The sequence below is a fragment of the Undibacterium sp. TJN25 genome (assembly GCF_049339885.1).
Taxonomy (GTDB): Bacteria; Pseudomonadota; Gammaproteobacteria; order Burkholderiales; family Burkholderiaceae_D; genus Undibacterium.
Genome location: NZ_JBMPPM010000002.1, coordinates 108,834 through 135,732 on the forward strand (window position 1 = coordinate 108,834; position 26,899 = coordinate 135,732).

Annotated in this window: 29 protein-coding genes; 14 read left to right on the forward strand and 15 right to left on the reverse strand. The window is 57.5% G+C overall.

Translation table 11 applies throughout. The annotated features are described in order from the left end of the window. Positions 1-75: 75 nt before the first annotated feature. Complete coding sequence (locus ACO0LO_RS04050; RefSeq protein ID WP_422962916.1) at positions 76-1,584, forward strand: Do family serine endopeptidase; 1,509 nt, start codon at positions 76-78, stop codon at positions 1,582-1,584. Positions 1,585-1,667: 83 nt separating this feature from the next. Here ACO0LO_RS04050 and ACO0LO_RS04055 read toward each other — a convergent pair whose 3' ends face one another. Continuing rightward, a complete protein-coding gene (locus tag ACO0LO_RS04055) occupies positions 1,668-4,319 on the reverse strand; it encodes a chemotaxis protein CheW (RefSeq protein WP_422962917.1) in 2,652 nt (883 codons plus the stop codon). A 443-nt stretch (positions 4,320-4,762) separates the two neighbouring features. On the opposite strand from ACO0LO_RS04055, the gene ACO0LO_RS04060 reads away from it, so the two are divergent. Further along, a complete protein-coding gene (locus tag ACO0LO_RS04060) occupies positions 4,763-5,368 on the forward strand; it encodes a hypothetical protein (protein ID WP_422962918.1) in 606 nt (201 codons plus the stop codon). Between the two features lie 33 nt (positions 5,369-5,401). On the opposite strand, the gene ACO0LO_RS04065 is transcribed toward ACO0LO_RS04060, so the two are convergent. The 5 genes from ACO0LO_RS04065 to ACO0LO_RS04085 form a co-directional block, all read right to left on the reverse strand. Beyond that, complete coding sequence (locus ACO0LO_RS04065) at positions 5,402-5,947, reverse strand: peroxiredoxin (RefSeq protein WP_422962919.1); 546 nt, start codon at positions 5,945-5,947, stop codon at positions 5,402-5,404. Between the two features lie 80 nt (positions 5,948-6,027). Further along, positions 6,028-7,656, reverse strand: coding sequence for a phospholipase D family protein (locus tag ACO0LO_RS04070; RefSeq protein ID WP_422962920.1), 1,629 nt, complete (start codon positions 7,654-7,656; stop codon positions 6,028-6,030). Between the two features lie 217 nt (positions 7,657-7,873). Further along, entirely contained in the window at positions 7,874-8,242 is a 369-nt protein-coding gene (locus tag ACO0LO_RS04075; RefSeq protein ID WP_422962921.1) for an NIPSNAP family protein, read from the reverse strand. Next, positions 8,239-9,027, reverse strand: coding sequence for a hypothetical protein (locus ACO0LO_RS04080; RefSeq protein WP_422962922.1), 789 nt, complete (start codon positions 9,025-9,027; stop codon positions 8,239-8,241). The genes ACO0LO_RS04075 and ACO0LO_RS04080 overlap by 4 nt, the downstream gene beginning before the upstream one ends. A gap of 106 nt (positions 9,028-9,133) precedes the next feature. Next, positions 9,134-9,679: a hypothetical protein gene (locus tag ACO0LO_RS04085; protein ID WP_422962923.1), complete on the reverse strand. Its 546-nt coding sequence runs from the start codon at positions 9,677-9,679 to the stop codon at positions 9,134-9,136. Positions 9,680-9,892: 213 nt separating this feature from the next. On the opposite strand from ACO0LO_RS04085, the gene ACO0LO_RS04090 reads away from it, so the two are divergent. The 4 genes from ACO0LO_RS04090 (at position 9,893) to ACO0LO_RS04105 (ending at position 12,555) form a co-directional block, all read left to right on the forward strand. Beyond that, positions 9,893-10,447, forward strand: a complete 555-nt coding sequence (locus ACO0LO_RS04090) for a chlorite dismutase family protein (protein ID WP_422962924.1) — start codon at positions 9,893-9,895, stop codon at positions 10,445-10,447. Positions 10,448-10,528: 81 nt separating this feature from the next. Next, positions 10,529-11,137 (forward strand): glutathione S-transferase family protein, encoded by a 609-nt coding sequence (locus ACO0LO_RS04095; protein WP_422962925.1) that lies wholly within the window; start codon positions 10,529-10,531, stop codon positions 11,135-11,137. Between the two features lie 87 nt (positions 11,138-11,224). Beyond that, complete coding sequence (locus ACO0LO_RS04100; RefSeq protein WP_422962926.1) at positions 11,225-11,851, forward strand: LON peptidase substrate-binding domain-containing protein; 627 nt, start codon at positions 11,225-11,227, stop codon at positions 11,849-11,851. A 65-nt stretch (positions 11,852-11,916) separates the two neighbouring features. Continuing rightward, a complete protein-coding gene (locus tag ACO0LO_RS04105; RefSeq protein WP_422962927.1) occupies positions 11,917-12,555 on the forward strand; it encodes a LysE family translocator in 639 nt (212 codons plus the stop codon). An 88-nt stretch (positions 12,556-12,643) separates the two neighbouring features. Here the strand turns inward: ACO0LO_RS04105 and ACO0LO_RS04110 are convergent, their stop codons facing one another. From ACO0LO_RS04110 to ACO0LO_RS04125, 4 genes are all read right to left on the reverse strand, one after another. Continuing rightward, positions 12,644-13,102, reverse strand: coding sequence for a hypothetical protein (locus tag ACO0LO_RS04110; protein WP_422962928.1), 459 nt, complete (start codon positions 13,100-13,102; stop codon positions 12,644-12,646). Between the two features lie 365 nt (positions 13,103-13,467). After that, a complete protein-coding gene (locus ACO0LO_RS04115) occupies positions 13,468-13,797 on the reverse strand; it encodes a cupin domain-containing protein (RefSeq protein WP_422962929.1) in 330 nt (109 codons plus the stop codon). 203 nt (positions 13,798-14,000) lie between these two features. Next, complete coding sequence (locus ACO0LO_RS04120) at positions 14,001-15,626, reverse strand: mucoidy inhibitor MuiA family protein (protein ID WP_422962930.1); 1,626 nt, start codon at positions 15,624-15,626, stop codon at positions 14,001-14,003. A gap of 208 nt (positions 15,627-15,834) precedes the next feature. Beyond that, entirely contained in the window at positions 15,835-16,239 is a 405-nt protein-coding gene (locus tag ACO0LO_RS04125) for a DoxX family protein (protein ID WP_422962931.1), read from the reverse strand. A gap of 212 nt (positions 16,240-16,451) precedes the next feature. Here ACO0LO_RS04125 and ACO0LO_RS04130 point away from each other — a divergent pair, with 212 nt between their 5' ends. After that, positions 16,452-17,417 (forward strand): hypothetical protein, encoded by a 966-nt coding sequence (locus ACO0LO_RS04130; RefSeq protein ID WP_422962932.1) that lies wholly within the window; start codon positions 16,452-16,454, stop codon positions 17,415-17,417. Between the two features lie 302 nt (positions 17,418-17,719). On the opposite strand, the gene ACO0LO_RS04135 is transcribed toward ACO0LO_RS04130, so the two are convergent. Together ACO0LO_RS04135 and ACO0LO_RS04140 are read right to left on the reverse strand one after the other, a co-directional pair. Next, positions 17,720-17,968 carry a DUF6139 family protein gene (locus ACO0LO_RS04135; RefSeq protein WP_422962933.1) on the reverse strand — a complete coding sequence of 83 codons (249 nt, stop codon included), beginning with the start codon at positions 17,966-17,968 and terminating at the stop codon, positions 17,720-17,722. Positions 17,969-18,154: 186 nt separating this feature from the next. Further along, on the reverse strand, positions 18,155-18,460 hold the full coding sequence (locus ACO0LO_RS04140) for a hypothetical protein (RefSeq protein WP_422962934.1): 306 nt from the start codon (positions 18,458-18,460) through the stop codon (positions 18,155-18,157). A 309-nt stretch (positions 18,461-18,769) separates the two neighbouring features. Between ACO0LO_RS04140 and ACO0LO_RS04145 the strand changes: the two genes are divergently transcribed. The 4 genes from ACO0LO_RS04145 to ACO0LO_RS04160 all read left to right on the forward strand — a co-directional run bounded on the left by ACO0LO_RS04145 (position 18,770) and on the right by ACO0LO_RS04160 (position 22,112). After that, the gene (locus ACO0LO_RS04145; protein WP_422962935.1) at positions 18,770-19,063 is read left to right on the forward strand and encodes a hypothetical protein; all 294 of its coding nucleotides are present in this window, start codon (positions 18,770-18,772) and stop codon (positions 19,061-19,063) included. A 21-nt stretch (positions 19,064-19,084) separates the two neighbouring features. After that, positions 19,085-19,435 (forward strand): hypothetical protein, encoded by a 351-nt coding sequence (locus ACO0LO_RS04150; protein ID WP_422962936.1) that lies wholly within the window; start codon positions 19,085-19,087, stop codon positions 19,433-19,435. Between the two features lie 442 nt (positions 19,436-19,877). Continuing rightward, positions 19,878-21,002, forward strand: a complete 1,125-nt coding sequence (locus ACO0LO_RS04155) for a DUF6765 family protein (protein ID WP_422962937.1) — start codon at positions 19,878-19,880, stop codon at positions 21,000-21,002. Between the two features lie 141 nt (positions 21,003-21,143). Then, positions 21,144-22,112, forward strand: a complete 969-nt coding sequence (locus ACO0LO_RS04160) for a sterol desaturase family protein (RefSeq protein ID WP_422962938.1) — start codon at positions 21,144-21,146, stop codon at positions 22,110-22,112. Between the two features lie 4 nt (positions 22,113-22,116). On the opposite strand, the gene ACO0LO_RS04165 is transcribed toward ACO0LO_RS04160, so the two are convergent. Continuing rightward, positions 22,117-22,512, reverse strand: coding sequence for a PPC domain-containing DNA-binding protein (locus ACO0LO_RS04165; protein WP_422962939.1), 396 nt, complete (start codon positions 22,510-22,512; stop codon positions 22,117-22,119). A gap of 226 nt (positions 22,513-22,738) precedes the next feature. On the opposite strand from ACO0LO_RS04165, the gene ACO0LO_RS04170 reads away from it, so the two are divergent. The 3 genes from ACO0LO_RS04170 (at position 22,739) to ACO0LO_RS04180 (ending at position 25,128) form a co-directional block, all read left to right on the forward strand. Next, positions 22,739-23,899: a tetratricopeptide repeat protein gene (locus ACO0LO_RS04170; RefSeq protein WP_422962940.1), complete on the forward strand. Its 1,161-nt coding sequence runs from the start codon at positions 22,739-22,741 to the stop codon at positions 23,897-23,899. Between the two features lie 127 nt (positions 23,900-24,026). Beyond that, a complete protein-coding gene (locus tag ACO0LO_RS04175) occupies positions 24,027-24,572 on the forward strand; it encodes a hypothetical protein (protein WP_422962941.1) in 546 nt (181 codons plus the stop codon). A 79-nt stretch (positions 24,573-24,651) separates the two neighbouring features. Further along, the gene (locus tag ACO0LO_RS04180) at positions 24,652-25,128 is read left to right on the forward strand and encodes a hypothetical protein (RefSeq protein ID WP_422962942.1); all 477 of its coding nucleotides are present in this window, start codon (positions 24,652-24,654) and stop codon (positions 25,126-25,128) included. A 60-nt stretch (positions 25,129-25,188) separates the two neighbouring features. Here the strand turns inward: ACO0LO_RS04180 and ACO0LO_RS04185 are convergent, their stop codons facing one another. Continuing rightward, the gene (locus tag ACO0LO_RS04185; RefSeq protein WP_422962943.1) at positions 25,189-25,545 is read right to left on the reverse strand and encodes a hypothetical protein; all 357 of its coding nucleotides are present in this window, start codon (positions 25,543-25,545) and stop codon (positions 25,189-25,191) included. Positions 25,546-25,903: 358 nt separating this feature from the next. Next, a complete protein-coding gene (locus ACO0LO_RS04190; protein ID WP_422962944.1) occupies positions 25,904-26,617 on the reverse strand; it encodes a queuosine precursor transporter in 714 nt (237 codons plus the stop codon). Between the last annotated feature and the right edge of the window lie 282 nt (positions 26,618-26,899).

The following is a 26,899-nucleotide window of genomic DNA, read 5'->3' on the forward strand; positions in this document are numbered from 1 at the left end:
CTATTTTAAATCTTCACTCCTAATATCTATCTCAACGATTGCTAGTCCAGTCTATTGATACAGAAGGAGTGTTGCATGAAAAACCAAGTTTTTGCGAAAAGCCTGATCTCCGCCGCCGTAGTCGCCGCCGCAGTCGGCGGGTATGTCTACCTGGAGGGCGGCAGCATCAGCAAGGTGCAGGCTGCCAATGTTGCCGAGAGCACGCTGCCGGTTGCGCATACCGTGTCTGCGGGCATTGCCACGACAACGGATTTCTCCGGTATCGTGGACCGCTACGGCGCTGCCGTGGTCAATATCAGCGTCATCGGCAAGACCCATAAGGTCAGCATGCGCGATCCGCAGGATGACGACGATGATGACGACAGCGGCCAGCAGCAGGATCCTCTATCCGAATTTTTCCGCCGTTTCGGTCCATTGATGCCGAATATGCCGCATTCGCCGCATGGCCAGGGCGGCGGCATGATGCGTGGGCTGGGTTCCGGGTTTATCGTCAGCCATGACGGCCTGATCCTGACCAATGCACACGTCGTGGATGGCGCGCAGGAAGTGACGGTGAAGCTGACCGACAGGCGTGAATTCAAGGCTAAGGTGCTGGGTGCGGATAAACGCGCCGACGTGGCTGTGATCAAGATCGATGCCAAGGATCTGCCGACTGTCGTGCTGGGCGATCCAGCATTGACCAAGGTGGGCGAGCCGGTGCTGGCAATAGGTTCGCCGTTCGGGTTTGAGAATACGGCCACGGCCGGTATTGTCAGCGCCAAATCGCGTACTTTGCCGGGTGACCCCAGCGTGGGTTTCATGCAGACCGACGTGGCTGTCAATCCCGGCAATTCCGGTGGCCCGCTGTTCAACCTGAAGGGCGAAGTGATTGCGATCAACTCGCAGATCTATAGCCAGACCGGCGGTTATCAGGGCCTGTCGTTTGCGGTCCCTATCGATGTCGCCAACAAGGTGCAGGCGCAGCTGATCAAATATGGCAAGGTAACGCGCGGCTACCTTGGCGTGTACACACAGGAGCTGGACCAGGCACTGGCAAATTCCTTCGGCTTGAAAAAGACTGAAGGCGCGCTGATCAGCTCCACCGAGAAGGATAGTCCGGCAGAGAAGGCCGGCCTGCTGCCCGGTGACGTCATCATCGGCTTTAACGGCAAGACTGTGGAGCATGCGTCCGATCTGTCCGGCATCGTCGGCGACCTGGCGCCCGGCACCACGGGCAAGCTGGACGTGATACGCAAAGGCGATCCTATCAAGCTGGCAGTGACGATAGGCGAACTGAAAAACACCAAGCTGGCGCAGAGCGACGATCCCAAGCTGTCCAAGGGCCGTCTGGGCGTAACGGTGCGTCCGCTGGAGAGGGAAGAGCAAAGGCAGTCGGGCCTGAGCAAGGGGCTGGTGGTCGAGCAGGTGGCGGGCGCCGCCGCCAAGGCGGGCATAGAACCGGGAGACGTGATCCTGTCGATCAACGGCGTCACGGTCAATGACGGCAAGCAGTTCCAGGGCATGGTGCAGAAGGCAGGCAAGACAATCGCCTTGCTGGTGCAAAGGGAGGACGCCAAGATATTCATACCTGTTGATCTTGGCTGATACCTGAGGTATCGGAGCCTGGCGCTGGAGCCAGGCATGTACAGCCCGGTGGGGAAGCAGCGTGAGATGCTTCCCCGCTTTTTTTATGCCCGCATGCTTTCCGGCATGCCGTCCGCTGCTTGATCGATGGATTCTATGGACTCGGCAGATTCGACGGACCCGGCAGCCCCTGCAATAAAGGTATCCTGTTCCGCTGCGGATTTTTTTTCATACACGTGCCGCATGATGCTGTCGAAATCGATGACCTGTATCATGCGGTTGTGGCTGCCGGTCTTGATCAGGTTGCAGACGAAACGCGGCTGGTTGTGAAACATGTTCAGCGGCGGGTCGATCTGGCCGCTGCCGAATTCCAGCACGTCGTGCAGGCTGCCTACCAGCAGGCCCAGCGTATGTTTTCCTTGCCGTACCACGATGATTTCGCCTAGTTCTCCCGTGCTGTCCGTGCCGGGACGGATTAGATTGCGCATATCCACCACGGGCACGAAGATGGATGGTTCGCCGCTATTGTCCTGGTAATCCAGTACGCCGGAAATCAGCGGCTTCAGCGTGGAGGCGGAATGCATGCGCCCGGTTTCCACGGCTTCCACCACATGCGACGTGGGTAGCGCAAAGACGTCGCCATCGATCAGGAAGGTCGCGTATTCCAGAACATCCTGCTTCGGTTCATGGCTATCGTCGGTATACGCCCAGCCCTGATCCGCGGCGTTCGCCTCCGTCTTCTCGCCTATGGGGACAAAGACCATGGCGATCACATCGTTGTGGTAGTCGCCGCTGTTTTTGAACTCGCGGTATCCGAAAGAGGCGGTGTGGCCCACCATCATGTACTGGCCGTCCTGCACCAGGATCTGCGCGGCGCTGACGCCGGTCTTTTCCTGCATGATCGCCTGTGAAGGGTGCAGTTCAGCGCCGGGCGGATAGCCTGCGTGCGTGCTGGAAATGACGTTTCCTGCGCGGTCGGTGAATGCGGCAAAGGCGCCGGCGCGCTTGGGCAGGGACGACAGCAGGATGTTCCTGAATTCCGGTTCCGAATCGAATACGATGCCTATGCCGCCGACGGCCCGGTTTTCATCCGGGTGGAAGATTGCGGCGCAGTAGATATAGGTCGGCCGGTCCGCATACAGCCAGGTAGGTTCGAAGCCCGACACGCAATAGGCCTGGCTGCCTGGCAGCGCCAGCGTCTTGCGCACAAGGGCGGGGTCCATCATGCAGCCTGCGGTTTCCAGTCCGTCCTTGTGCAGGTCGGAGGCGGCCACTATCCTGCCGCTGGCGTCGAATACCACCAGCCTGGTATAGGCCGTGTAGAGCGCGTTGATGGCTTCCAGTATCTGCGCGATGCGCAGCGTGTCTTCGTTGCCCAGTGAGCCGGTTTGCAGGCTTTCGGCCATCAGGCGGCGGATATCCGGCGTCAACGCCCACCAGCGGCAATCGTTGGCGCGCTCGTACAGGTTGCGGTCCATGATGTCTATCATCAACCGCGAAATGAATTGCGCATCCTGCAAGCCCGATGAGATGACAGTGCCGTACAGGTCGTGGATGGAGTCCTTGAAGACGCGGCTGGTTTCGTCGCCGGTCTGGCTGATTTCCTGCAGTATCGATTTCAGCCGCAGCAGGTCGCTGTCCTGGCCGGCAGACATGTTCTTGCCGTTCCACACTACACGGCGCAAGGCCAGGTTGATGGCTTCGGCACTGACGGAAACCTCATGCAGCGGCGGACAGAAGGTCTTTGCATGCGCCATGATGCCGGCCAGCGTCGCCGCATCGTAGGCGGACAGCGCATCCAGCGCCTGTCCCTTGAAAGCAGCTTCACAGGGGATCATCACGTGGCCGAGCCAGCCGGGGCCGCCGTAGCCCTGGTAGTTCTGTGCCGCGCAGGTCTTGGCAAAATAGTCGCGCCCGGCATAAGAGATAATCTGATAATCGCCATCGAGCGCCAGCGGCACTTGCCGGCCCACGGGGATGTGCGGCTCGTCGCTGCTGGAGATTACGTAGCCGTCGGCGTCCAGCATCAGCATGACGGAACGGTCAGCTGTCTTGCGCAAGCCGTCGAATACACCTTCCATCTCCACTGCATGTGGGAAGCACAGGCAAAGCACGCCAATGGCGCTGCCGTCTCGCGGGTGGACGATCTTGCGCGAATAGATCAGGCTGCGTTCCTGCCCCGGCCGCAGGTCGGAGTGGTGGAAGCTTTCCACGTAGGAGTCGGAATTGAGCGTTGCTGCAATCAGCGCGTCGGAGGAATGGCTGACATCGCTGGCGCCATCCAGATGGGCCAGCACTTCGCCGCCAGTATCGAGGATCAGGATTTCATCATAGACCGTGTATTTGTCGCGGTAGGCCTGTAGGCGCGGCACGAGAGTGCCTGCATCCCTGTCTTCATCAAGAATGAACGCACGTATTGCATCATCCATCGCCAGGAAGCCCACATCGGCCGTGCGTTCAAACAGGTTGCGCACGACGATGTCGATAATGACCTGAGCCTTGAACTGCATCTCCTGCACCGATTTGGTGATGTTCTCCTGCGCCAAATTGGTGATCAGCTGCTTCTCCAGGCTGTTGAAACCTTCCCGCGTGGCCTTCATCGTCGGCAGTATGGTTTTGGCTTCCGCCGGGCAGACCATCTTGGCGGTCGATTCTATCAACCGCCATGCAAAGTTCAGCTCTCTCAGCGAACGCTCGCATTTTGCTACCCCAGGCATATATGGCAAAAATTCTTCCACCTGTATTGTTGCTTGCATCTGTCCCTCTATCCTCTACTTACAAAATTATTCCGTTTGCTTGTGGCAAACGCAGCGCTTTGAATTGTGCTTATGCTTAATGCAATAAGCTTGCCACGCAGTATTAATTTTGAGCAGTATGCATCTCGCCGAATTTTGTGTTCTCAAACGAAAATTTTTAGTGAATTCGACGTTGTCTTGTAGCAGATGTCATGCAATTGTCACAGTCTCCGTGTGCGTCAGCTCGCCGCAAAACTCGGCATTTGTTCATCGCTGTTGCGTGCTGGCAAAAGCTGGTGCTGCGGGCTGTTTGGGCAATGGACAAGGCCTTGAAATGGACTATGATGAATTGAGCTTAGTTTCCCTTTGCCAAGGCACGTGTGCCGTATTTTTCGGCAGTTTACCTGTGCTGGCAGAACTCACTCGCAGTGATGAAACTGTATGGCCCTAGCGAGGTGACAAGGATGAATGTCCAGCAACCAGGACGTGTTGTCGGTCTCAGTGATCTGCTCACGGCAGTGCCCCTGATCAAAGTGCAATCCGCGCTGACGACAATGCTGGGCGCGCGCTGGGGCGTGGTGGACATGGCAGGTATGGTGTTGCTCGGTAAGGGCGCCAGGCCGAGGCACGATACGATGGCCTTGCCGCTGTATCTGGAGACGTCGGTTGTGGGGAAACTGTCGGTCAATGGCGGGCGCCGGGAGCAACTGATTTCCGCCGCCAACTGGCTCTGTATCGTATTGGCAGATGCGCAACGCTATCTGCTGGTAGCGGGTTCGCATAAAGAGCCGGTGGGCGCAGGGGCGCAGAATGTGCCGTTGTCGCTGCAGACCTTGCAGGATCTGGAGTTGCGCAACCGGGAACTCACTGCGCGGCTGGCGCATGCGGAAGCGCAACTGCTGCATTTCCGGCAGATGCAGGACGTTGTGCTGGCCCTGAGACGCGGGCAGGTGGCGCATGCCGAACAACTATCTCAGCATGCCGGCATCGGCCTAGCGGTCAGGGAATTTCTGGCCTCGGCGGATGAGGCGGGTGGGACGGATGATGTATCCGTCAATCCGGAAAGCTGATTGCAATACTCCACAGCCAAATTCAGAGCAAGATCAGTGCACCTGTACGTGCAGTTCCTTTACCGCATTCAGCGTGTTCTCGATGTGCTTGGAAGGGTTCAGGCTGCTGTACCGGTAGCTGATCTTGCCGTTCGGCGCGATGACGTAGGAAATGCGGTTCGCATAGTCGGGCCGGGTCGTCAGCACGGCATCGTAGGATTTGGCGATGGCCAGGTCGGGGTCGGCGGCCACGGCAAACTTGCCGTTGCATGCGGTGACGGAAAATTTCTTCTGCGTGTCCATGTCATCGCGCGACACGCCCACCACGGTAGCGCCGGCGGCCTTGAACTGGTCGATGGCGTCGGCAAAATTATGTGCCTCTATGCTGCAGCCTACCGAGAACGAGGAGGGAAAAAAATATACCACTACCGGCCCTTTGCGCAGTTCGTCTGCAAGCGAGAAGTTTTGTGCCTGCCCGTTGACCGATACATTGGCCACAAACTTGGGCGCATCCTCGCCTATGTCCAGCGCGGCAAAGCTCGCCGTGCTGGACATCGCCAGCGCGATCGTTGCAGGAATGAATAGATGAACTGGTTTCATGATGATTTCCTTGCTCGTTACGCCATTGCAGGAGCTGCCATATCTGCTAAATTACCACATGCTTGCCGCACGCGTCGGTTTTACAATAACTCTTCCGGGATCAACGGCCCCAGCAGCCACAGTTTCAGCCGCAGCCACGGCGTGGAATCCGGCTCGGTATTCAGTATCATTTCCTTTTCATCATCGGCGGTCAGCCATTGCAGGCCGTGCCCGCTGGGATCCAGCCGCACGCGGTAGGCGCTTTGCAGGCGGTCTATGTCGATGATGTTCAGCAGCTCTTTCGCAAGCGCAGGGCTTTCTATGATGGCGCCCAGCTCGGTGTTGACGCTGGCCGAACGCGGATCGAGGTTGGCCGAGCCGATGAAGGACAGGTGCTTGTCGATGACTACTACCTTCGCATGCAGCCTCCCCAGCGAAGAGCCGAAGTGGAAAGGCCGGTTATTGACCTTGAGGCGAGAGCGGCTCAGCTCATACAGGTCCACGCCCATCCTCAGCATGTCTTCGCGGTAGCGGCTGTAGCCTGCATGGACGATGGATTCATCGGTAGCGGCCAGCGAATTGGTCAGCACCTGCAGTTTTACGCCCTTGTCGCGCAGCCCTTGCATCAATTTCATGCCGCGTGGACCCGGTACGAAGTAGGGCGATGACGCCACCACTTCGGATTTTGCCTTCCGCATTTCTTCGACGATGTTGTAGGTGACGCTGGTTTCCAGCGGATCGGCGCCGGCCTTGCTTTCGAAAGGCTTGTCGGGATAATCGGCAAAGACATAGGCATCGCCCCAGATCAGGCCCAAGCGGCCGGCGTCCAGGTCGTCGGAGATGGGGCCGTAGCCCAGTATGTCGTTGGGCCCCAGCTTGGCCGGTTGTGGTGTCGTCTTCGGCCCGGTTCTTTCGTTAAACTGGGCAATTAGTTGCTCTTTGTTTATGCTCGTCATCGCAATGCTTTCCAGCGGATAGGCAGAGAAGCTATTCCAATAACGGTCAAACAATTCCGCCAGCGGCGGCACGATGAAGCCTACCGTGAAGGCGTCCACGTCGACAAAGTTTTCCGCCATGCTGCGCTGGAAGTATTCATCGGCGACATTGCGGCCGCCGATGACGGCCATTGCCCCGTCGGCAATGAACAGCTTGTTGTGCATGCGGTGGTTAACCCGTGACCAGTCGCCAAACGATGCCGCAAACCGGGTCAGCTGACTGGTATTGCGCACGCAGCAGAAAGGATTGAACAGCCGCACCTGTACATTGGGGTAGGCCGCCAGGCCAAGGAACAGCGTATCGCTGCCGCTGGTGTAGAAATCGTCCAGCAGCAGGCGCACGCGCACGCCGCGTTTGGCGGCGTCTGCCAGTGCGCGCAGCAGCAGCCTGCCGGTTTCATCGTCCTGGAACTGGTAGTACTGCAGATCCAGCGTTGCCTGCGCCCGGCTTGCCAGTTGCAGGCGCGTATCCAGAGAGAACGAGCCGAGCGGCATCAGCCGGAAGCCCGACAGCTCCGGCGATGGAATCGATTCCTGGGCGATTTTGCCCAAGGCGGTCGCGGTGGACAGCGGCACTGCCTCGCTGGCATACCGGTCCACGGTAGGCAGGCTCGTGCAGCCGGCCATCAGCCCAAAGGACAGGCCAAAAAACAGCCAGGCAAGGGCGCATCTCCGGGCAGAGCGGCACCGCAGTAGCATCTTGCCAAAAACGTCATTGCGGTCATCGCGGGTCAAAGTGTCTTTCCTTTTGTCTGGTATTGGCGGATTGCCCATGCTAAAACACATGAGCCGGCCCAAGGCTTCATTTTAGTGCATAAGGGAAGCTTAATCCGGCCAATTTACAGACATACAACACGGAAAGAAATGAATGCGGCCAGCGGCGCCGGATCATGATGATTTGACCACGATCCGTGTTTGGCGGCGCACAAGGGGCAGCGCCTGGCTTTACCGCTTAACCTGCCAGCTTGGCCTGCAAGGCCGGCTGCCGTATAGCGCTCAAGGCAACAGCACCCATTTCCAGTACAACCGAAGTATAGTTGTTGATGCGCGATACGATGGACTCGCGCGGACCTTCACGCCATTCCGCACTGCCATAAAACGCATCCTGGCTTGCTTCCCGGTGCTCCAGGCTGTCATAGGCGCGGATCAGGTAATACGAAGTCTCATCATGCGGCGACGGGCCGAATGCGAGCACGTCAACGCCCCAGCGCAGCAGCATCGGCCAGGCCTGCTGCACCACCTGCTGGTGAAAAGCTTCGCGCTGGCCGGGCTTCAGCGAGTAAGAGCGTATTTCGACGAAGGCCAATCCCGATTGGTTCATTGCTTGTCTCCTTTTGCATGATTGCTATCGGCCGGCCAGCGCAGGCGCGAACGCTGCGTTGGGTCCATGATGATCAGTTCCGGCGTCTGTGCCAGCATGCCCGTTTCGGCCAGGCGGCGCACGGACTGTTGCTGCAGCAGCGGCAGCACGCTGTCCAGCATCTGCTGGTCCCGTGCCATGCCCAGCCACAGCAGGTAAGGCCCATCGCTCCTGACCGGCAATTGCGGGAAATTATTCAGTGCATCCAGCGTGACCAGCACGCCGGCCTCCATCAAGCCGGCGCTGCGGTAGCTGGCAAATACCGTTTCCGCCTGCCTGGCGAAATGATCGGCCTGGCCCGCTTTTACCGCAAACAATTGCGCCACCAGAATGCCTTGCGCGCCCTGAGGCTCGCGTACGGGGTCCATTGCAGGCAGCACGGCCAGCCTGCGTTCCGGGTTCAGTGGCCGCATCAGGTAGACGTTATCGCTGTCTTCTATCAGGCTGTTCAATGTGGCCTTATGTTCTTTCCACACCGGGCCGTAGTAAAAAGCAGAATTGGCGATCGCGCGCGCCTCCATCGACGGGAAGCCGCGCAGCCAGCTAAAGCCCTGCGCATGCGCGCGCTCGAAAAACTGGCCGAAGGCGATGGCGCCCAACTGCTGGAAGGCTTCCGGGAAAAAGCTTTCAAAATACAGTGCAAACTGTTCGCGGCCGCCTTGCTTGATGGTATAGCGGCGAAATTCAATGACCTGGAAGTCATTGGCGATATTCGGTGCAGCAGGAAAAATACTGGTCGTGTCCATAGTGTGTTTTTCTTTGATAGGGGAGGCCTGTGCGCTTGCGCATAGGCCGCAGGCCGCCATTGCGGCAATCATTAACTGCGTGCTGAACGCATTCGGGCTCATACGGCTACACCGATTGTTGCAGGGCGGCGCGGGTATGTTCCATGACCCAGTTGGTTTCCCAGTTCTTGCCGCCGTCTGCCGACATCGCCTGTTCCCACCGCGCAGTGGATTCGGTGATGTGGGACCATGTATAACGCACCCGGATTGCCTTGCCGTCGTGCTCATCATCGCCTTCAAAGACGCCGATGCCGTCCGTGAACTTGCCTACTACCGGCGGTAGCAAGGCGCCCGCGGCGTTTAGCCCGCCGGTTTTATTTTCCAGCCAGTAGATACTCCATAGTTCCGTTTTTGGATTGAATACCCGCAGCGACATGCCGACAAAATCGGGCCGCCAGCCGCGTGCAACGAAATCATCGTAATTGCCTATTCCCGCGGGCAGCGGCCGTGCATGGCCCACAGCTTCAAACTCTTCCCATTCGGTGCAGGCCTGCAGCCGTGCAGTCAGCCGGCGGTTGGCGATGTGCCAGTGGCCGTATATGAAGTCAAAATCGTGTATGCCTGAAGTTGCCGTTGCTGCCTTTTCTCTTTTTGCTGTAGTCGAGTGTTCCATCGCCATATCTCCAGATGAGTTGATTGTGTTACCGATCGTTTTATGCCGGCTTGGCGGGCTTTGCTGCCGGTGGAATACAGCGTAAGCAGCTTATAGGTCGGAATCGGACCTATTTTGTAAAAATATCTATTTCCCTGCGTTGCTTACCTTTTGTAATGAATCGATGTAGCGCAGCGACCAACAGGCGGATCAACTACAGCAGGGGCAGGATAGATGGATACACGCATGTTTTCTTTTGTCGGCGGTGATACAGGCTGTTGGCGCATCATTGGCAACAGCAGCATTGCCGGCGAGCCGCTGGCGGATGCCGCAAGGCTGGACATATTGCCGGGCATGGACATCAAGCCGCATCTGGCAAAAGGCTGGGCGTTGCGCGGCATCACCAGCAACGAACGCTACGTCACACGCGCGGAAAAAGATGCGTTACTGGCCGTGCAGCAGGGCTTGGGCAGGCAGGAAGCCACTTGTGCCGCGCTGATCCCTATCCGTAAAAGCGCTGCATGGTGGGCGCTGACACAAGATGAACGCAGGCGGATATTTGAAGAGCAGTCAGGCCATAACAGCATAGGCAGGCAATACCTTCCTGCCGTCGCCAGAAAGCTCTATCATTGCCGCGACCTGTCGGATAAGGAGCCCTTCGATTTCCTGACCTGGTTTGAGTTCGCGCCTGAGCATGAGGGCACGTTCAATCGATTGCTTTCTGCATTGCGGGCGACGGAGGAGTGGCGCTATGTTGAACGGGAAGCGGATATCCGTTTGCAGCGCTGAAAAAAGAACCCTCGTGCTAAACTCTGGCGATAATGGACACGCAAATGAAAACGTCAATAAAACACAAACCGGAGACACTGCATGATAGAAGTACACCACCTGAACGAATCACGCTCACGCCGCATTACCTGGATGCTGGAAGAGTTGGGCCTGCCGTATGAAGTGATCAATTACCAGCGCGATCCCGCCACACGCCTGGCGCCGCCCGAATTGGAGGCAGTGCATCCGCTGGGCAAGGCGCCAGTCATTCGCGACGATGGCCAGGTGTTTTTTGAATCGGGCGCCATCATCGAATATCTGGTGCGCCGCTACGGCAACGGCCGTTTTGCGCCGGCCATCGATACGCCTGATTACAACCGCTATCTGCAGTTCCTGCACTATGCAGAAGGCTCTGCCATGCTGCCGCTGATGCTGAAACTGTATGTCAGCCGCCTCGGCGAGGCAGGCGTGCCCTTGCAGCCGCGCATACAGAGCGAGCTGAAGAACCATCTCGGTTTTTTGGAGGGCGAACTGGCGCAGCGTGATTACCTGGTTGGCAATGCGCTCAGCGGCGCCGATGTGCAGATGTCCTTTGTCGCCCAGGTGGCCGTACGCGGCGGCCGGGACGCCTATCCCAACCTGGCACGCTTTGTCGATATGATAGAAGCGCGGCCTGCGTACCAGAAGGCGGTAGCAAAGAACGGCGTGTAGGTGTAAGCGCGGTTTTCAGGCGGCGCGTGCTGTCCCGTTTTCGGCGCGGCGCGCTGCAAAAAATGCAGCTTCGTGTCAATATGTCGTATGCCTTCCAGATCCATTCCTCTTTTTCCTCTCAAAACCGTGCTGTTTCCGGACGGCCTGCTTCCTTTGCAGGTGTTTGAAGTACGCTATCTGGACATGATAGGCAAGTGCATTGCCAACCAGAGCGAGTTCGGTATTGTTTCTCTTGCCGAAGGCAGCGAAGTGCGCAAGCTGGAAGGCCGGGATGTACTGGCGCCGGTCGGCACCATTGCCAAGATCGATGAATGGGGCAAACCCCAGCCCGGCCTGATCCGCATCAACTGCATAGGCGGTGTGCGCTTCAGAATATTGTCCAGCGAACAGCTCAAGCATGGCTTATGGATGGCGGATGTGGAGGACGTGGAAGATGACCACAACATTTCCATCCCTCAAGAGCTGCAGATTGCCTCCGACATGCTGCAAAGCCTGATTACGTCGCTGCAAAAAAAGGTCGGCGAAGGAGGCGAACTGCCGATGCGGCCGCCATTCCGTTTGAATGACTGCGGCTGGGTCGCCAACCGCTGGTGCGAACTGCTGCCTATCCCGCTGACCGAAAAGCAGCATCTGCTGGCGCTGGATAATCCCCTGTTGCGGCTGGAGCTGGTGCAGGATTTGCTGGATCAGCTGGGACTGACCGAGTCGGTATAGAATCTGGGTAAATACAGGCTCCGGTATTTACTGGAGCAGAAACATGGCAATTTGAAAGGCAGGCAATGAGTTTATCGATATGGCTGGTGTTCCTGGCAGCATCCCTGGTTACCACCTTCAGTCCCGGGCCGGCGATTTTGCTGGCCATTTCCAATTCGGTCGCCTTTGGTCCGAAGAAAGCGCTGCTCAGTTCGGTTGGCAATGCCACCGGCATTTTCCTGGTGTCGAGCGCGGCAATGGCCGGCCTGGGCGTGGTGCTGAACACGTCTGCCTTGCTGTTCGGTGTGTTCAAGCTGGCCGGTGCGGCTTATCTGATTTACCTGGGCGTGCGCCAGTGGCGCAGCAAGGCCAATATTTTTGAACAGCAGGTGCAGGTGGTACCTGCGGCCGGCGAGGCCCATGCAAAATTTTTCCGCCAGGGCCTGCTGGTAGCGGTAACCAACCCTAAAAGCATCCTGTTTTTTACCGCGCTGTTCCCACAATTCATCAAACCCGAAGTGTCGGTGCCCGAGCAATTTTTTGTACTGACGCTGACTTTTGCCTTGTGCGCGATACTGGCGCATTGCTTCTATGTGCTGCTGGCACGCCGTATGAGGGGCTGGTTTTCCAGCCGGCGCCGCGCGCAACTGTTCAACCGTATTTCGGGCGGCGCTTTTGTGGTGCTCGGTCTCGGCGTTTTCCGCTTGAAGAACAGCGCCGGCTGAAGATTGTCTGCGCAAGAAAAAAGCCCCGGTTCTTTGCTGAACCGGGGCTTTTGTTTGGGCGGCGCGCAAGCGCCAGCTCATGCGCCGTTCACATCTGGCGGCGCAGCAGCATGATGCCGATTAGCCCCAGCAGCAGCATCAGCCACGGTGAAGGATCGGGCAGGTAAGCTTTTGCGTGGCTAGCCAGAGCGGCCGCATGGTCCTCGCTGCTGCAGTCTGGAAATCCTGCGATGGCACTGCAAGCTGTCGTTCCATGCCCGGCCTGGACACTTGCGGGCTTGACCGGCATCTCGGAAAAATCCGCAGGCGCGGCTTGCGCCAGTTTCCGATAGCCATCGGCGACGCTCAGGCCGGAAGGCGACAGCGCCAGCGAAGTGGCATCTGCCAGCGAGGGCGACAGGCGTAGGCTGGCAAGCCTTTGCTGGGTGGGGCCTGCCAGTGAGTGATACAAGGGTTGGGCGCTGGCAGAGATGGGCAGCAAAGCAAGCAGCAGCAACAGCGCCAGCAAGCCCAGCAACACATCCCTGATCGTTTGAAACACTTTCATACTATTCCTTTTCTCTGAGCTGAAATCGCGAACGCCGCAACAGGGTGCGCCGGCTAGATCTGGCAGCCGTGGCGCAAACCGCTCTGTGGGCGTTCGTCCGGTATTTGTGCGGGCACGTCAGTAGCCTGCACTACACGACTTTATTTCTGCGAGATGACGGTATTCAGAAAGTGTAAGCAGGCAATTCTTTCCAGCCTGCTTGTAAAGAAATAAAGTGTTATCGAAAAGTTAATATAGTCCACGTCAGGGAAGTTGTCAAATAGCTTTCACTATTTTTACACCTTATGGAAGATCGAAATGTGCGAAGCTTGCCGGGCAGAATGGCAGCACGCCTGGAAAGCAAGGGAGAGAGAGGGGAAAAAAACTTATTCTTGCTGCCCGAAAATCACGGCCACCACGCCGTCGGAGTCGCTGGAGTAGGCGTGGTCAAGCCCGGCAGGCACGATAATCATCTGCCCGGCCGACGCTGCGGCAGTCTGGTTACCGGCAGTTATTCCAATATGCCCTTGCAGCACGATGATGCGCTCTTCTACCTTGTGCAGTTCCTGGGGGTAATGCTGCGGACGCTGGTTCAGCAATAGCAGGGAGCCCGCGCTGATGCCGGTCAACAGGTAATCGGTATCCACCGGCTGTTGCGCACCGAGGGCGACCAAGTCTATGGTCTGGAGTAAAGCCAGGTCTGGCTGCTGTGTCATCTTGTGCAAATTAACTGTTTGGTTTTAAGGAAATTATCAAATAAGTAAATGATTGTAACTTTGATAGGACGCTTGTTCCACCGGAGGTATAGTTAAATCTCTCTCCCTCCAACCCCTAAGGATTGGATTGGCCCACACCGCAAGGCTGTGGGCCTTTTTTTGTCCGCAGTGGTAACTGGAATTGCAACTGCTGTTGGCCCATCTTATGGCAGGCCGTTGACCTTGCCTTCTTTAGGGTAGGCGATACTGTAGCTGACGTTGAGCTTCATGGTTTCGTTTGGCGCGAAATTTTTCTCCCATGCGACCACGCCCTGGTGTTTTTCCCAATTGGCGATGCCCGGCGGTACGCTATAGCTGGCTTGCACCTTGATCTCGTCAGAGGTGCTGACAGGAGACGCTTCCAGCACCAGCACGTCTACCGGCGTTTTGTGCAGGCTGGTCAGCGTATAAAGGTCGGACACCTTGCGCTCTGCATGCTGGGACAGGATGCCTGCAGTACCCGATTCCTGCTGCGCGCGATCCACCGTCACACGCACCAGGTCGTCGCGCCCAAAAGAAAACAGGAGTCCGTCCGTGGCTTGCGCGTTCCAGCTGGTAGAGCCGACATAGTTGCCATCCCTGAACAGCTGCATGGGGCCGTTTAGCCATACGCCGGAAGGGCGTTCTGCCTCCGCCGTCAGCACGGCGGTCTTATCCAGCCGCGGTGTTACGCGCACCCTTTGCCTGACCGGCATCAGCTGGCGCGACAGGGCCACGGATATTTCACGGCCGTCCGCGGGCAGTGTTACGCGTGCCGGTACTTCAAACTCGGTCGTGAAGGTATTTTGCGTTTCCAGTACCGGGGCAATATAGGCATCGCGTGCTTCTTTTGCACGGGCATAGGCGGAAGGCATGGGCGCGGAGCGATTTGATACCGGCAGGATGGCGCTGCCGGTGATCAGGACCTGCTGCGTTGGCGGATCGTTATATGTCAGCAGCCAGGGGCGCGGCTCCAGCGCCTGCGGCGACAGGCGCGGCTGGCCGGTGGAAAGGCGCAGCCTGACGCCGGACCAGTCTTCGCCTGTTTTTTGCGATATCGTGGCAAGCCGTTCCAGGTCAACGCTGGACCTGGCGGTATCCAGCGTGGCCCTGTACGTAGGTTTCCAGCCCGCGCCGTTGACCTGGTAGCTCAGGCGTATATCGCCGGCCTGGCGGGCAGCCAGGTTTACGGTGATGCTGCGCGCATCCTTGTTGCCGCTGCGGGCCTTTGCCAGGTCCCGCTGCAATGCGTCGATCTTCTTCACCAGCTCACGCGTTTGCACGGCAACCTTCTGGGTTCTTTCAAAACTGTCGGTCGCGCTGCGGCGTATCGTATCGATCACGGTCGCCATCGATTTTGCGTCGATCATCGCCTGCGGCCTGCCGGCATCGGCAGAGGAGGCGCCGTTCAGGTGCCCCAGATAATTCTGCACCAGGGCGGCCGACTTGGCTTCAACCTCCAACTCGGCCTGTTTGTCCTGTAGTGCCTGTATCTGCGCTTCCAGTTGGGCTTCACGCGTATTGCCGGTGTCTGTGCGTCCGGCATCCTGCGTGACGATCTGGCCTATCTGTATGCCCGCATCGGCTTCCACCCGCAGCGTCTGCACATCGAAATTGGAGGGTAGTCCCTTTATTTCCACCTGCGTCACGCCGGCGGCGATGTGCGACGTTCTTTCTATCGTCGCGCTGCCGGGGTACAGCACCACGCTGGTGACAGGCGCAGAAGTCTCCGCCAGTGCATGGCTGCTGCAGGCCGATGCCATGATGAGCGCGGCGCGCATGAATGGAATCGTTGTGAGGTGAGTGGGCATGCCAGGCTTCCTGTAAAGGTAAATGGATATTTCACTAACGAAATAATTCCATTTTGGCACGCCGATTTATATAGTGCGATAAAGAAAAATGTTTATTTTGTAACCTTTGGTTGCAATCCTTGCTGGAGCGTCATGCGGCTGTTCAGTGAGAGCCTGTTTAGTCGCCTGAACGAATAGCCTGGACGAGCTATCCGCATTGTTGTTGTGGCTATTCCCGCCGCAGTTTTGCATCCAGACTGATGCTGCCGCCTCCGGCAAGCCACAGGTATAAGAAGATGAAGCAATACATGACCGCCAGCTCGCCGCCATTCAGTATCGGCAGGAAGTTTTTCGGTGCGTGCGCCATGAAATACGCTACCGCCATCTGGCCCGACAAGATGAACGCCACGGGACGGGTGAACAAGCCCACCAGTATCAGTACGCCACCCACCAGTTCCAGCACGCCGGCGAACCCGATCAGCGACATCAACTGCAAACCGTCATACATCGCTACGTGCGGAACGGCGAACAGCTTTGCCGTGCCGTGCTGCAAATACAGAAAGCCGATAATGAAGCGCAGCAGGCTGAGCACGCGCGGTTTCCAGGTAACGATAAAACCGGTATCTGTTTTCATTGTTGTCCCTTTCTGATGTCTGTTATTTTGCTGGTGGTCCCGCCAGTCCCTGCATGGCCCATGGGGGTATGCTCATACTATCCGCAGTTGCACTTACCTGCTCGGCCTTTTCCTTTGGGCAGGTTCTGGGCGGCAGCGAATGTGGGGCGCAGCAAGCGCAGAAGCAGGCTTGCGTGTATTCTGGGGAACTCTGCTTTTTGCCAGGTTCCTCCATGAAAAAACGCACTCCCTCCGCCCATTTTTCACTTGCCGCGATCTGCGCAGCAGCCTTGCTGTTCAGCACGCAGGTCCTGGCGCAAGATGCGGAAGCCCACCTGCGCGATGCCATCCGCGACGGCAACGGCACAGTACTGAAAGTGCCGGGCGGCACGATACGCGCCGTATTTGCCGACGGCAGGCTGGCCTTGCCCCAAGCCGCCATCCTGGACTGGGTGCGTGCCGATGCGCAGGCCGTCGCTATCTATTACGGCAGCTTTCCGGTGCGTGATCTGGGCCTGCTGCTGACGCCCGCTACAGGCAACAAGATCAATCAAGGAGTGACCTACGGCGACGGCATGCCGGTGATCCGCGTCGGCATAGGGCAGGATGCCGATGCTGCCATGCTGAACCGGGACTGGGTGATGGTGCATGAGATGGTGCACCTGGCGTTTCCTTTGATGCCGCGCCGCCACCACTGGATAGAGGAGGGCATCGCCACCTATGTCGAACCTGTCGCCAGGGCGCAGGCCGGCTTGCTGCCGCCGGAAAAAATCTGGGGCGACCTGATGCGGGACCTGCACCAGGGTCTGCCGGAAGACGGAGACAAGGGGCTTGACCATACGCATACCTGGGGCCGTACTTATTGGGGTGGTGCGCTGTTTTGCCTGCTGGCCGATGTCAGGCTGCGCGAGCAGACCAATAACCGTTTTGGCCTGCAGCAGGCATTGCGCGCGATTAACCGCGAGAGTGGCGGCATGGTCAATGAATGGCCCATCCTGCGCGCATTGAAGATCGGCGACGCGGCAAGCGGTACGCATGTGCTGACTGAGCTGTATGCCGAAATGGCAGACAAGCCCGTTACGCCGGATCTGCCGGCCTTATGGCGCAAGCTGGGCGTTGCCCTGGTGGACGGTAAAGTGGAATTCAATGACGCCGCCGGCATGGCGGCGATACGCAAGGCAATTACAGCAGCGCCTTAACCGCCCTTACCTTAGGGCGGTATGAAGAATAAGACAACATGCATTGTCATGGTGCAGACATATTGCGCACGTATAGTTCGCCTGTCTCACCAGTTTTCCTAAGGAATTGGTTCGGCCCGCAGCGCAAGCTTGCGGGCTTTTTTTTTGCCTGGCGCTGATTACCTGGATATTGTCCGGATATTGCCCAAAACTTGAGCAAGAAAAATTATTCCTTATAAATCATTGATTTAGATTATTTATTGCGGCTTATCCACAGGCTTGTTAACACCTGCTGTGAGTAAGCCGGGCGGCGCCTGGCGGATTCAGGCGCCTGTCTGGTCGCCGATATGGGTGATCGCATAGCGTTTTTCGGTGATCTGCTTTACCACGTCATCCACCGATAGCGTGGGAATGGGATGTTCATGTTCATCCAGGTCTTCCAGATCCACCTCGGTGGTATGCACCTGCCAGTCGGTGCCGGTCACTTCTTCAGGCAGAAGCTTGCCAGTGGGTACAGCGAGATAGGAATATTTATTGCCGCTTTCTTCGCGGCGGTACAGGTCGACAATCATGGCTTCTCCTGAAGATAGGTGGGACAGCGAGGTGGGACAGCGGAGTAGACAGCGCTGCAGGCAGCAACAAGCCAGCAACAAGGCAGATAGATACAGCATAGCCGCTACAGCCGGCTTTCTGAAGAGGGATCGCGCAGAATCTGAATCGGCCCGCGCCAAGAAGGCGCGGGCCGCAAAGCAGTTTATTTACTTCATGGCGGCGGCGTCAGCCTTGGCCTTTTTGTAGGTGGCTTCAGCATCTGCCTTGGCAGATTTCTGTTTGGCATCTGCATCTTTGTTGCAGGCTTTCTTGGCGTCGCCATCCAGTTTTTTGCATTCTGCTTCAGCAGCTTCGTGCTCGCCTTTTATTTTAGCCTTGGAAGCCTTGTAATCGCCCTCGGCCCTTTCCTTGGCAGCTTTTGCATCCTGTTTTGCGTCATCCGCGGCAATCGCATGCACGTTCATCGACATCGCAAATAAGCCTGTCAGTATCATTGGCAGTAATTTTTTCATCTTATAGCTCCTTAAATGTAAATGTTTCCTCTGGTGCCCGTTGCCTTTCGTGACCGGCATGCCTTGCTGCCTGCCGCCCACTCAACTAATTCGTCTTGCAAGCACGGGTATCCGGGAAACGTGCGGTGGAGAATTAGTGCGACCACGATAAGCGCGGGCTGCAAATTGCTCAGTGCGGCAACGCACAGAGCTTGTCTAAAAACCACGCCTGCTGCGGGCTGGCGGGAATTTGCTTTATGAGGGCTGGCGTACCGTCATGCTGAGGTGCGGTAACTACACTATGCATATTTCAATGCCAGGAGACCGGCCATGCCTTTGCAGCCCCCAAAATACGAAACACCCCAGTATGTCATCGACTTCACGCCGCGCACCGTCCAGGCGCTGCTGTCCGGCCAGGCCCAGGATGGCCTATCGGTCGACATGGATTTTCACGTTGACGGCGAGCCGCAAACCCGTGCGGCCGGCAGCGGCAAGCGGCACGGCGACAACGGCTTCGTCGCCAGCGTGGAGATAGGGGGAGAGCCGCAAAACCATGTATGGAATTTCGACTTGCTGCTGGACCGCGCGCGTCTGCACCTGGACGATGTGAACGCATTTTCCTGACACCGGGTAAGGAATAAGGCCATGCACCTGTATATGGAATTTCTCGGCAACCTGCCGCAGTTTCACCGCGTAGAGCAAACCGCCATTCACCTGCGTACCGGCATGCAGGTGCGCTTGCACGGTGGCGGAATCGAGCAGGATGGCGAAACGGTGGATGCGGTGCTGTTGCGCTGGCCCGGCCAGCCGGAGAGCGAAGCGGCTATCGTGCCGGCAGAGAAGTTCCTGCACCTGCACGCACTGGAGGCGGGGATACTCGACGTGGGCTCCAGGGATCACTACATAGGCTTGTTCAACACGGTGCGCAACAATGTGCCACCCATTCCGGTGACCGATCCTATCCGCCGTGTCGGCGGGAATCCTCAGGAGGCCTGACAGGGGCTGCTACCGGCGAGGACCGGTAATGCGCTTGAATGTCTTACAATGCCTCCGCATAACATGCCGCGCCAAGGAAAAGGCCCCGCAAAAGCGGGGCCCCTATAAAAACTAACCGGTTTGTTCCGGAACCCAGTCCTATCTGGAAAGTGGCCCCGGCGATACATCGCTGCGCAGAAATACTCAGCCTGTTTTTATTCTTGTGCTGAAAACCTTGGCTATCCTGCCCGCCTGCATTGCAGAAGTACCGGCTTGCCTTGGCCTCGATCTCTGCGTTGCTGCTGTGTGCCGATCAAGTGAAGCCAGTATAAAGATGCATGTGGGAGAAAGGTATCGGAAGATTGCCAACGGCTGTGTAGGACAGAACCGATCACGCTACGCTTTCGTATTCGGCGTTAATCCTATACATTGGCGTTTTGATCCTTCCCTGGCCAAGGCTGATATGCAAATAGATTTCCACCACGGCGTGACTTATGTCGTTGCTCGCCTGGCAGGCTTCGATGCCGGCGATGCGGACATCATTGCGCATAGCGCGCAGTATGTCGACGATGCCACCAACAAGGGGGAGATCTGGTTCGACAACGGCATGCTGTATGAACGCATTGCGTCAGCGCACAAGATGCTCGACTACAACAACATGCAAATGCTGTCGAACCACAGGGTGTGGCTGCCTTTCCATTTTTTGCCGGGCAATAGCAACGAGGCCAAACCGGAGTCGCCGCCGTCGCTGGATGCGGGGTCCTTTGCGCAGCGTTGCGTATGCCGGCCCAACAGCGCGCCGGCCAAGGAGTTGATGCGCTCAGTGATAGAGCGGCAGGCGCGCAGCTACGCACTATACCGGCTGGGCATTGCCGCACATGTATTTGTCGACACCTGGGCGCACCAGGGCTTTGTGGGATTTGAGAGCGAGCTGAATATCGCCCGCAACCTGAAGGCCGACAACGACCACCACCACGAGCAAAGCTTCGCTGACAAGGCCCTTGCACTGTTCGGCATCAACTGGGACAAGACAGTGCAGGGGCTGGTCGGCGCAGTGCTGCCGCTGGGACACGGTTCCGTGCTCAGTTATCCGGACCGGCCTTACCTGAAATGGAGCTATGAAAATGCTTCCGGGGCCACGGTCTTGCGCGACAACCCGGCGGATTTTGCCGAGGCGGCCGCAGAATTGTTCCAGTGGTTTTGCCGTTACCGGGATTACCCGGTCCATGGCGAGCAGGTCCTGGACAAACTCTATCCCTTGCCGCCGCAATGGGGCAAGCTGGTGCAGAGCCTGAGCGATATTACCGATGAAGACCCGGATGTCCGGCACGTGCACTGGATGGACATGGCCAGGGATGGCACCTTCGGCTTCCATGAAGCCGTCGATTATCTGGAATCCGGTGTCGGTTCATGGAAGGAGATGGCGCTAGGTACCGAAGATGATATCAATGACAATGAAGATGATAAATTGCCATTGCCGCCGGGGTTTCACAAAAGCCACTGGAAGCTGTTCCATGACGGACTTCAGGCGCACCGTTTTTACGTGCTGCACGAGATGCTGCCCGATTACGGCATACTGAGTAGCTGACCTTGTGAAAAAGAGCGATGGTGGACAAGCCCTTGCCGCAATCGTACACTGGTGTTTTGCAGGGGCCTGGTTAGGCCTAATGTGAGGCTCTTGCTTGAGCCCCCCATCTGCTCACTCCGCCGTTTCGTTTCAGGATATCAAATGGGTCCTATCGAAAAATTCCTGCTGCTGGTTGCCTTGCCTGTCGTGCTGCTGTCTTCACTGATCGAGGCCGCCGTTCTATCTTATAAAAGCCGTTATGACTGGAAGGCGCTGGGAGTGTCTGTCTGCGACCTGGCATTGCGGACCACGCTGAGCATTTTCCTGCCGTTGTCGATTGCCACGCCGATCGTCAATTACGTGTGGGAGCATAGGCTGATGACCGTGGCGCTGCAAGGATGGGTGGCATTTGCGGTATTGTTCATCGGCCAGGAATTCTGCTATTACTGGTACCACCGCGCGGCGCACCGCGTGCGCTGGTTCTGGGGCAACCATGCGGTGCATCACTCCCCTAATGAGCTTAACCTGGCGGCAGCTTACCGTATCGGCATCTTCGGCAAGCTGACCGGCACGACGCTGTTTTTCATTCCCTTGATCTGGCTGGGGTTTTCACCGCGCGTAGTCGCCAGCACGCTGACGCTGAACCTGCTGTACCAGTTCTGGATCCACGCGACATGGATCCCCAAGCTGGGCTGGCTGGAATATGTACTGAACACGCCGTCCGCGCATCGCGTGCACCATGCGTCCAACCTGGATTACCTGGACGCCAATTACGGCGGCGTGCTGATCGTCTTCGACCGCCTATTCGGCACCTATCGCGAAGAGCGGGCCGATCTGCCTTGCCGCTATGGCTTGGTGCACCCGATGTCCGGCTATAACCTGCTGCACATAGAAACCAGCCAGTGGCGGGCGCTGGCGCGCGACCTGCTCGCGGCACGCAGCCTGCGGGTTTTCTTCGGCTACCTGCTGATGCCGCCCGGCTGGAGCCCTGACGGCAAGGGGCAGACCACGGAGGATTTGCGGAGTGCGCACACAAGCCTGGCGCACGCATCGGATTCTGCCACGCCAATTCCCGCCGATGGCGCACTACCTGAACCGGCGATGCAGGCCGGCCTGTCGACGCAAGCTTAGGACCTCAAAGCTTGCGGATTGCCAGTTCTGCGTAGCCGGTCGCCGCATCCTTCTCCCTGCTGAAGCGATATTCCGGCAGCAGCATCAGCAGCAGTTCCGCCGTGGTGCGCACCACGCAGCCGGCAGCGACATGGCCGCCGGTGACGCGGCCCTGCGCGTCCGCCACCGCCATATGCAGATGGGCGCCGTCCGGGGACAGGCTGCCCGCCAGGCTCAATATTTCCAGGTCTCCGCACAGTTCCGTCAGGCCGGCAGCGCCCGCAAAGCGCAGCTGCGCCACGCTGAGGCTGCCTATGCCCTGCAGCACATAAGCTGCTTGCACGCCGTGCTGCGGCAGCACTTCCTGTAGCGCCGCGCGCAGATCCTGCCCGGGATTGAGCCTCAGGGGAAGCATCGTCATGGAAGAGTTCCTTCAACAATGAATGGCACAGTGTATCGCTTTTTTTAATTGATAGTGATTCGATAACAGGCCGCCTTGCTGCTGTCTCATTTGATGCAATGCAGCGTCGATTTGCCTGTTATCAGGACATATCATTTCACACTTATGCCGCCGCCTGCGCCGCATTGGGTTCTATAATGAAAGCACCGCCGCATCCTGCTGCATTCCGCTGAGAAAGAGGCTTCCCATGAAAACCTGGATCACCCTGTGCCTGGCCGCATTGCTCAGTGCCTGCGCCAGCACTACTGTCACCGCGCCGCCGTCTTCCGACAAGATTTTCAGCGACGGCCTGTTCGCGCCGCCTTCGGTCAGGATCAATGCCGATGATGTTTTCGCGCTCAGCCCGGAGATGCGGCAATACCTGGAAAACGATATCGCCAGGGCAGCGCGCACCAGGGGCAAGAACGACGCGCTGGTGGAGGCGCTGTACAACCGGCAAAAGCTGCAGCTGGAATATGAATCTGCGATGACCAGAAATGCGGCGCAGGCGTTTGCATCGCGCTCCGGCAATTGCCTGTCGCTGGTCATCATGACGGCGGCGTTTGCCCGTGAGATGGGTATCAACGTCGAATACCATAGTGTCTTCACGGAGGAAGTGTGGAGCCGCAAGGGCAATATCAATTTTCTCAGCGGCCATGTCAACCTTGGACTACGCAAATCTCCACTGGAATCGCATTTCGATGCCTTGGGTGATCCCACGCTGATCATCGATTTCCTGCCGCCCGATGAAGCAAAAAAATACCGCCGCAGCGACATCTCTGAAAGCACCATCGTCAGCATGTACATGAATAACCGCGCTGCTGAATCGCTGGCCTATGGCAACGTGAACGACGCTTATTGGTGGGCACGCGAGGCGGTGAAGCAGGCGCCGACTTTCATGAGTGCCTACAATACGCTGGGCGTGGTGTACCAGGCCCACGGCAACCTGGCCGAGGCCGGCAAGGTATTCGGCATGGTGCTGGCGCGGGAGCCGGAGAATGTCGCCGCGCTGGCCAACCAGTCCAAACTGCTGGTGCAGACGGGCCATCCTGAGGAAGCCAGGGTCTTGTCGGCAAGGCTGAGCAAGATTGAGGCGTATCCGCCGTTCTATTTTTTCGACCGTGGCATGGACGCCATGCGCTCGGGTAACTTCAAGGGAGCCAAGGAATTTTTCAGCAAGGAAATCAGCCGGGCTGCCTATTATCATGAATTCCAGTTCTGGCTGGGCATTGCCGACATGCGGCTGGGTGATATGGCGGAGGCTCGCGAGCACCTGGCCATTGCGCTGGAGAACGGGCCGACCGCTGCCGATCGCAATCTATACTCCGCCAAGCTGGAGCAGATGAAAATGGCCAAGGTCGTCCGCTAGAATTAAGGCAGCCGGGCTTCGCTGAGATTTGCCTGGGCCCGGGTGGAGGGGCGGCAGGGCGTGTGCCGGCCGCCGTTTTGGTCTATCATAGTGGCCCTACCACCTCACCTGCACGAGCATAGCCTTCATGAGCAATCAAGCCCCACCATCGCCGCATTTGGACACCGATGCGAACACCGATACTGACAGCGAGCTTCCAGCAGCGCAGGATGAAGTAAAAACGCAGGAACCCCGCCTGTGGTGCGACAAAGGCTGGACCGCGCGCGTGATCAAGAATGACGATGATGAAGGCTGGGCGGTGGCCATGTACCAGGACGGCCAGGCCGAGCCTGCGCTGGTCGGACCCTGGACCATGGGCCGCGACAAGAAAAATCCGAAGCCGCTGGATGCCAATGCATTCGGCACGCTGGTTAAGACCGCCTCCGAAGTCATTCGCAGGCATGAGCAGCAATTGCATGCCACCCTGCATAAGACCTTATTTGTAAACCTGCCGGCTGCCACCATCAAGGTTAATCTGGACATCGTTCCCGATGAGGATGATCCATACGCATTGCTGAGCGCCTACGACGACATGGGCGAACAGCTGGCGCAGGTCAAGGTGGCGGCAAGCTTCAAGCTCAGCCGCAGCAGTGCGGAAGCATGGATAGAGAACGGCTACAGCAAGCCCCGCTAAATGCGATGGCCGCAAGCTACCACCCGGAACTTCCGTTTGGTGTATGCTGGCCTGAACAAAACCGAAGAATTGATTATTTATGAGCGACGACAACGACGATATCCAGCTGAGCGGCCCTTTCAAGGCGGCCGATGCCAGCGGCAAGAATCATGAAGTGAAGGGCATACGCATCTTCGACGAAGGCTACGGCATCATCGACGTGTACGTCGATTTTGCGGCAGCACTGGGGCAGGGCAAGCTTTACCAGGATAAGGTACTGATAGGCCATATCCTGACCAAACTGCGCGCACTGGGTTACGTAGGGCCGGATTTCGGCCACGGCGATCTCGGCCTGCAGGATGAAAAGCTGATCGTGCTGGAAGCGCCGGAAGAGTTCAATGCCTTTGCCGCTTCAAAGGGCTGGAAAAACCTGGCTGAAGAATTCGAAGACGAACAAGGCGATGATGCTGATACTGATGCTGGCAGCGATGTTGGCGCTGGTGCCGACAATGGCGGCGCAACCGCGCCGGCATCAGGCAACCAGCTTGATGCGCTGATGCGCAAGTTCAAGTCCTGATCTGGTTTTGACCTGGGCCCAGGACCGGCCCGTGCCGGCGGGCCGCTGTTTTATTCCCGCTTAGCGGGTTTCAATATCAGCCAGGCTTTCGCTGCCGCGGGTGGTGATGTCAAAGCCGCCTTCGGCGCGCGGGGTAATATGCCCCTTCTTGCCGAGAAAGTTCGCCACGTCGCCGCTCAGGTGCGCCAGCGGATCTTTCGAAATGGCGCGCAGGCCGTCTATGCAATGCTTGATGAACAGGGTTTCCTTGCCCTTGTCGGTAATACTCAGGCTGCCGTCCCTTTCATACGCAACGAATTTCAAACCCGCCAGGCGTTTGGCGTTTCTGGAAACGCAGGCTGACGCCCGTCCTTGCTTGGGCAATTTGCTGATCTGTTGCAGTGCGTCTAATTCATCAATGGTCAAGCTATTGTTCATGCTGCTTCCTGGTAAATGCTATTTTGCGACATGGTACGCGGCAAGTACCGTACTAGCAAGGAGCACATGGCTCAGCCTAGGTATTGCAGTGGCTGCCTGATAGCAATATTTCCACATTGAAACATTGTGCAAACGGGGGTACACTGCCCGATCATTTCCACAATGCAGAGGCGCTATGGCTGGTTGTCCCAAATGCGGGTCGGGCGATGTTCGCCGGCTGCGCAGATCGATATGGATGAAAATCCTGGGTTTCACCAAATACGCCAGATGCCGCGAGTGCGGACATTTTTTTGTATTCTGGCTCAAGTAACACAAAAAATGGAAGCCGAAGTAAACGCCGGATTTAAAAGCCGGATGTTCAGGTTTTCAGCTTGAATGGGTTGAAATTGGTGTCACGGTCGTAGTAATCCTCATTTTCCATGCGCTTTAAAAATCCCACTATCCTGTAGGTCACGGGCGTCATCACAATCTCCCAGCCGGTTTTCAGCACGTATTGCGCAATGATCACCTTCACCAGTTGGTCGTGCGGCCAGATGCCGTAAAAGGCAATCACATAAAACAGGCTGGAATCGACAAATTCGCCGCACACCGTGGAACCCACCACGCGCGCCCATAGCTTGCGGCCTTCCATCGCCACCTTCATCTTTGCCATCACGTAGCTATTGACGAAGCTGCCGCACCAGAATGCGATCATCGATCCGAAAATGATCCGCGGCGTATTGCCGAACACCGCATTCAGGTGGGTCTGGTATTCGCTGTTGAACGGGTCCGATGCCGGCGTCAGTGACAGCACCACGACCGACATCAGCGCGGCAAACACCAGCGCACCGAAACCGGCCCAGATCACGCGGCGGTCGCGGCCGTAACCGTACACTTCGGTCAAGATATCGCCAAAGATATATGACACCGGGAAGAACAGCACACCGGCGCCGAAGGTGACGTTGCCGAAGAGCGGCAGCGTCACCTGGGCCGCCTTGGCCGCGCCGATCAGATTGGAGCACAGCAGCACTGCAACAAAAGCTGCCATCACGAAGTCATAGTATTTGTAGGAGGAGGCGATAGGGCGGGTCATGGGCTCGTCTGGTGCAGGGCAGTGGGATTCCGGCGGAATAGGATAAATGATTGTAAACCGGAAACTGCCCGTGCAGCGAAACGGCTGTCAGGCAGCAGGGGTATTATGGAAGGAAGAAATTGTGCATTTTATGGATCTTATATCGGCGCCGCCAATAAAAACCCCGCCGTAGCGGGGAAAGTACAACACTGAGAAAAGCGTCAAATCGGTATGGCCGGCGCACTTGCGTACTCCAGCATCCGTTCTGTCAGTGAATTAGCAAGATCGGGGCCAGTTTTTTAA